Annotated in this window: 8 protein-coding genes; 1 reads left to right on the plus strand and 7 read right to left on the minus strand. The window is 49.2% G+C overall.

Annotated features, from left to right (window positions below; translation table 11 throughout):
- Positions 1-519 (plus strand): PcfJ domain-containing protein (locus tag EXN75_RS16840; protein ID WP_187349108.1); only part of this gene is annotated, 519 nt, incomplete at its 5' end.
- 168 nt (positions 520-687) lie between these two features.
- On the opposite strand, the gene EXN75_RS16845 is transcribed toward EXN75_RS16840, so the two are convergent.
- The 7 genes from EXN75_RS16845 to EXN75_RS16875 all read right to left on the minus strand — a co-directional run.
- Positions 688-1,173 (minus strand): lysozyme, encoded by a 486-nt coding sequence (locus EXN75_RS16845; RefSeq protein WP_134844697.1) that lies wholly within the window; start codon positions 1,171-1,173, stop codon positions 688-690.
- Entirely contained in the window at positions 1,170-1,661 is a 492-nt protein-coding gene (locus EXN75_RS16850; protein WP_408005976.1) for a DUF3872 domain-containing protein, read from the minus strand. The genes EXN75_RS16845 and EXN75_RS16850 overlap by 4 nt, the downstream gene beginning before the upstream one ends.
- A gap of 15 nt (positions 1,662-1,676) precedes the next feature.
- Positions 1,677-2,546, minus strand: coding sequence for a toprim domain-containing protein (locus EXN75_RS16855; protein ID WP_134844699.1), 870 nt, complete (start codon positions 2,544-2,546; stop codon positions 1,677-1,679).
- A 12-nt stretch (positions 2,547-2,558) separates the two neighbouring features.
- Positions 2,559-3,140: a conjugal transfer protein TraO gene (locus EXN75_RS16860; RefSeq protein WP_134844700.1), complete on the minus strand. Its 582-nt coding sequence runs from the start codon at positions 3,138-3,140 to the stop codon at positions 2,559-2,561.
- 3 nt (positions 3,141-3,143) lie between these two features.
- On the minus strand, positions 3,144-4,172 hold the full coding sequence (traN, locus tag EXN75_RS16865; RefSeq protein WP_134844701.1) for a conjugative transposon protein TraN: 1,029 nt from the start codon (positions 4,170-4,172) through the stop codon (positions 3,144-3,146).
- 59 nt (positions 4,173-4,231) lie between these two features.
- Positions 4,232-5,575, minus strand: coding sequence for a conjugative transposon protein TraM (gene traM, locus EXN75_RS16870; RefSeq protein ID WP_134844702.1), 1,344 nt, complete (start codon positions 5,573-5,575; stop codon positions 4,232-4,234).
- Positions 5,556-5,777, minus strand: a 222-nt coding sequence (locus tag EXN75_RS16875) for a TraL conjugative transposon family protein (RefSeq protein ID WP_134844703.1), incomplete at its 5' end; no start/stop codon positions are given. The genes EXN75_RS16875 and traM, both read right to left, overlap by 20 nt.

Consider the following 5,777-nt stretch of genomic DNA (forward strand, 5'->3'; position numbering starts at 1 on the left):
AAATGGGCAGACTACATCTGTATGTTGGTAGAAATGGGCAAAGACATCAGAAGTCCACATTACATTTGTCCCGACAACCTTGAAGCCGAGCACGACAGAATATCCGAGAAAATCAGAGCCAAGAAAGAAAAGGAGCGCACCGAGGAGGAGATACGCAAGGCATTGAAGAACGAGGACAAGTTCAAGGAAATGAAGAGCCGTTTCTTCGGTTTGATGTTCACGGACGGCAATATCGTGGTGAGAATGCTTGAAAGCGTCAGGGAGCACGTTCTTGAGGGTAAGGCGATGCATCATTGCGTAGGCAGCGGTACAAACTATTCACTCAATCCCGACTGCATCATCTTCTCTGCAAGAATAGCCGAACAAAGGGTTGAGACCGTGGAGTTTTCACTCGAACAGATGAAAGTCGTACAATGCCACGGACTACAGAACAAGGACACCGAGCACCATGCCGACATCATCAACTTAGTGAACAGCAATGCAAGACTTATAGAGCAACGAATGGTTGCAACGACATGAAATCCATATCGGCGGAGCGATGAAAATTCGTTCCGCCACTTTCTTTCATGAGCCGAGGAGCGGAAAAGAAAGTGGCAAAGAAACCGTCTTTTCCTTATCTGCGATGCTTGCAAAGAACAAAGGACAGCCCCCAATCAAAAGGACTGTCCTATTTTATAAAACCTTATTCTATGGAGTAAACAAGAGCAGATACTCCATTTTTCTTCTTCGCTCGATGGAAGGCACTATCTTTCCGTTCCACCTTTTGAAGTCCACATAGTCACGATAGATGTTTCTGTTGCCACTTCGCATCTTGGCATACATCCGGCTTTTCATCACCTTTCCACATCCCACATTGTAGGCAAGTGCAGCCAAGAGCAGGGAGTCACGACCGAAACCACGAAACATGGCGCAGAGCTTTCTGAGGTCAGAGCGCAGCAATGCATCGGCTTGCCGCTCCGTCATCCTTGGAGAAAACTTCTCTCCAGGCAACAGCTTGTGTCCATATCCGACATAAGGATGGTGCTTCGGTCCATGCAGACCCTCGTACTTCTTGATGCAGGCGACAGCCAACTCAAAACGTGACACATGACGAACTCGCTTTATCGCCCCTTGCGTCTGGGCAGACAAGCTGCCCGACACAAGAAGCAAGGCTAACAATATCATCAACCTCATACGCTACCGAGTTTGTTGGCACTTCTCGCAAACTCTTCCTCGTCGTCTGTGTCGTTGAAACAGAACTCCATTTCGTATGACTTGCCGAAGTTGTCCTCCACCACCACGGTCAGCGTCTGTGTCTCCGTACTTGCCGAAGTATAGTAAAGACGGAACTTCTCGTTCTCCAACAGATAGCGGTCGTTAGGCTGGAACACCGTTCCGTTCTCCATTCTCAGCGAACCTTTTCCGTCATGCTGAAAATAGCGGATGGTATAGATGGTGCCGTCAAACTTGCCCTCCGCCTTCAACTCGCAGCGGATTTCAACAGTCTGTCCACGCACAATGTCCTTTGGTACAGGCATCGTCTCCACCTTGAACGGATACGACTGCTGAATGTCCAGCTCATTGCTGCACGATGAAAGGATTACCGACACGGCACACACGAAAAGGAATGCCAACACGCTCACTGATTTCTTGATTTTATTGTTCTTCTTCATTGTCTTGATGTTTTTGAATGATTGTTACTTTTTTGTCTTATGGCTCATCAGGTACTCGTTCAAGTCCTTGTAGCCAGTGTATAGATGCGAATGGTCAATGACCTTATCGCCATATCGCTTTTGCAATTCTACACAGGCATTCTCGCCAGCCTCGTCATTGTCCAAATGACAGTACACTTGTGCATAGCCATCCAAAAGATGATGCACCTTTTGCATATTAGCCACAGAGTTGAGGACAATATGATCCTCACCACGACCAATACCGAGCATGACGGCAGAGAGGAAATCCATAAAACCCTCGTACAGATGGCAGACGTTGCTGTTCCTGCCTATGAGAGTGATGTCCTTTGGTGATACGCAACCTTTGAAGAAGCGGTTGCGTATCTCGTAGCCATCGCTGTTGTTCTTGAAACCGACAGCAAAGAACTGTTTGCCATTGTATCGGTATTCCACCTGACAGCAGAAACGGCTCGCCACGTCAGCCGATATGCCACGCTCACGCAAGTACTGACGAAGTGCAGGATGACTCAAAGGCTTTTCCACAATATCACTAAAGGGATTGCCTTTCGCCTTCACAGCCTTTTCCGCTATCCTTTGATAATGCGGAAACGATGTCGGGAAACTGCCACCAAGCGTTTCAGATATGAACTTGGCTTGTGCCACAAACTCATTGCTGTTGATGAACTCCCCTGCGAGGTTGAAGATGTCACCACCTCTGGCGATGCCATAGTCATACCAGACATTCTTGTCCGTTGATACCCGAAGCGAAGGATTGCGGTCGTTGCGGTATGGCGCATGATACCAAAGTCCCGAAGCCTTGTGCTTGACAGGCTCAATGCCGAGAATATAGAGAAAGTCCACGATAGGCACTTGTTTGATTTCATTGATGTCCATAGGCTCACTGTTTTAGTTGATGATGAACTTCATGCCGATGCCAAACTGCGTGTGGAAATGTCCCGTGCTGTTGCCCCAAACAAGCCTTTCCTTAACGGAAGCGGTCAAAGCTATTGCATCCGACAGGTATATTTCCGTTTCCAATGCCACGGCACCGCCATAGATGAACGCTCCCTTGTTCTGCAAGGTCGCTCCGTCTGACATGGTTCTCTTGCCCCAGTTTACGGACTCATAGCCAGCCAGTGCCGTACCTCCGATATAGAACAGCACCGTCTTACTGTTGTCGGAAAGGAAGTTGTAGGAATAACCGAACTCGCCCGTCATTTGTGCTATTGGAACGGAAGTTTCACGGTAAGGCAGATTTACTTGCAGATATTCCGCCCCATACGTCCACTTGTCACCACCCTTGGTATAGCTTGAAAGTCCGAGACCTGCGTAATAGCCAGCCTTGCAGGACTTCTTGCCGTTATACACTCCGTCAGCCATGCCGACCTTCACCTCAATGCCTTTCATCTGAGGAAGACATCTTTGGGCGAATGCCTGCCCTGCGGTGAGGGCAAGCATCGCCATGATTGCAATGTTTCTTCTTTTCATCCGTTACTTCACGCTAAGTTCGTTGATTGTCAAAGCTCGCACCAAGTCGCTGTTCTCCACGACAAACGACTGATGGCGACCGCCTTCCTTCTCGTTCATCTCCACGACAAGCTCCTTGTCGTCTGGAATGGTAAATTTCGGCAAGCAGAACACCGTCTGCTCCGTTTTCTTGCCAGCCACACGCACCACATAGTTGTAGGCACGGACAGGAAGAAGCACCTGCTCCTGAATGGTGGTTCTTTTTGCCACCTTCTTGTCAACAACCTTGAATGTGATATAGTCCACGTCAAACGGCACGTTGCTCTGGTTCTTGATTTCTGTGTGGAAATAGAGCAAGTCGCTGTGTACATAGATGCCCTTCAAAAGGTACTGGATTCCGAAACGCTTGCTGCCGATGTGCTTCACCTTGCGTTTGTTCTCCTTGTGGATGGACTTCATGATGAGGTGTACCAGCATGGGACTTTCCTTGCCCAACTCCTTGAGATAAATCTCCTGCGCATTGTTCGGGCGGTTCACCGCCTCACCGTCATGGATGAAGTCAGCCATCTCGATATTGAGCATGAGCGGTTCCTTGGCATACTTCACATTGAATGTGTAGAATGAGCCATCCTCCGTGATGACGCTCATATTGGTCTCCTTTTTGAAGTTCTTCACGGCTGCTTTTACACGGATAACATTCTCCGCACCGTCCGCCTTGCCAGCTATCAAATCCTCTGAACCCAAGTCAACGTACTTGACAGAGGCAGGAAAGAGAATATGAACCGTCTTGTCATAAGTCACTTCCAAACCATGAGGTGGGATCATGCGGTCGAAGGTCAGCTTCTTGGTCAAGCCGTGATAGAGGTTGCTGTTCTCTTCCTTCTGCGGATACACCTCCTTGGTCAAGGTCAGTCTCTCTTCCTGGCCGGAAGAAACATTGCTTACTTGCTCAGTCTTTACAGACTTCTGCGCTTTTTTCTTGCCTGTCTTCTGCGCTGATGCAGTGCAGGCTACACCCAGCATAAGGGCGAACATGATTGTTGTCTTCTTCATTTTAGTTTGCTTTTAATTAAACTTTTGGATTAAGTGGTATAAATGTTGTTGCCTTTCGGCTAATCTTCCTCTTGGTAGAGCATGACCCTGTAGCCAGCCTTCAGGTGTATCTTGACGGTACGCATCTTCTTGGAGATATACTGCGACACGCCTTGTATGACACCTTTTCCCAAGTCGGAGGCAAGTTGTGCCCCGGCATTGGAGGAAATGTTGATGCTGCTGTTCAGCGAGCTTCCCATGTTGGCACCGACTTCCTTGGCTGCGTCAACCTCCATCGACTTCGGAATGAAGATGCCCTCCTGACCGTCATTGTCATAGACGGCAAGCTCAATCGGGATAATCATGCCGTTGTGCTCAATGGACTTCAAGGCTATGGAAAGCCTTTCGCCTTGCAGTCGTGCCACTCCGACAATGACAGAATTTCGTGGTATCTCCCTATTGCCGACACGCATAGATTCCAACAATCTCAACCTTACTGCCTGTCCGTCCGTTATGGTCTGGTTGCCGTGGATGCAGGCAGAAATCGTGTTTTTGTCGGAAACACCACCTCTCCCGATGGCGGTATTGAACCTTGCCGAAGCCTTTTCCGAGTAAGAGGCGACAAACTCCCCGTTACTCATGGGGCGGTTCAAGGACGAGACTACACGCCTTTGCACTTGCCTTACAGGGGAAACCTTGGCTTTCTTGCCCTTGGTGACAGTTTCCTTGTTTTCCTCTGTTGCAGTTTCTGCTGATGAAGGACTTGCCGCATTGGCATTTCCACCAGGCATGTACTTTGCCGCAAGTTGATAGGACTTCTCCATAAGGGCAACTTGCTCGTCCATATTGGAACGCTTGTTTTCCTGTTGCATCATGCTTGCCTCCAGCTCGTCAAGACGTTTCCTCAACTCAGCATCTTCGCTGCTTCCCCCTTGCTGTGGTTGCTCATAGAAACCGCCCAAGGTCGTGTTCAAGGTTTGGTATGCTTCGGCAGACGAGCGGATGGCATCCGCCTCCTGCTTTTCCGCCTTTGTAGGCTGTCCACCAGACTGCATCAGGTCAAAGTCCTTGTCCTGCCCCGATGCCGTGGAGTCCATGCTTGGCATATACTCCCCAAGGGTGCTCATGGCTCTGCCTTTCTCCTTTTGTTTGTTGGCAAGATCCTCCTTGGAGTATGCCTTGCGCTTGTCTGCCTCTACATCTGTCTTCTCCGCATCGGGCATTTCCATGTTGAATCCCTTGCTGCCTTTCTCACCCTCTGATGCCGACGGCTTGAAGATGAGCCATAACACCAATGCGCAGACGAGACACATGCACGGTATGGCTATCATCTTGTTGCGCTTGATACGCTGTTCCTCTGTCAAAGGCTTCTTTTCCTTTGGAGCCTTATCCGGCTCCACCTTGTCATTCTTCTCCTTCTCCATGTGTCAATTCATTTTGGTTGGTCACTTGCTGCCCCTTGGCGGTGGGCAACTTTACACTCTCAATATGCTCAACCTCTATATTAGAGGTCTTGCCGTTTCCGAAGTTGATGATGGCTGAACCTATCATGTAAAGGCTACAGAGGGCAAACAAGCCGAACATGACGAGCACGACTTTCAGTCTCACCCTTGGCGGAAGGGAATC

The organism is Segatella hominis (genome assembly GCF_004535825.1).
Taxonomy (GTDB): Bacteria; Bacteroidota; Bacteroidia; order Bacteroidales; family Bacteroidaceae; genus Prevotella; species Prevotella hominis.

Bases quoted from the DNA above. Each gene is read 5' to 3' on its own strand.
- EXN75_RS16860 (WP_134844700.1), bottom strand. From the start codon at position 3,140: ATGAAAAGAAGAAACATTGCAATCATGGCGATGCTTGCCCTCACCGCA.
- EXN75_RS16855 (WP_134844699.1), bottom strand. From the start codon at position 2,546: ATGGACATCAATGAAATCAAACAAGTGCCTATCGTGGACTTTCTCTAT.
- traM (WP_134844702.1), bottom strand. From the start codon at position 5,575: ATGGAGAAGGAGAAGAATGACAAGGTGGAGCCGGATAAGGCTCCAAAG.
- traN (WP_134844701.1), bottom strand. From the start codon at position 4,172: ATGAAGAAGACAACAATCATGTTCGCCCTTATGCTGGGTGTAGCCTGC.
- EXN75_RS16845 (WP_134844697.1), bottom strand. From the start codon at position 1,173: ATGAGGTTGATGATATTGTTAGCCTTGCTTCTTGTGTCGGGCAGCTTG.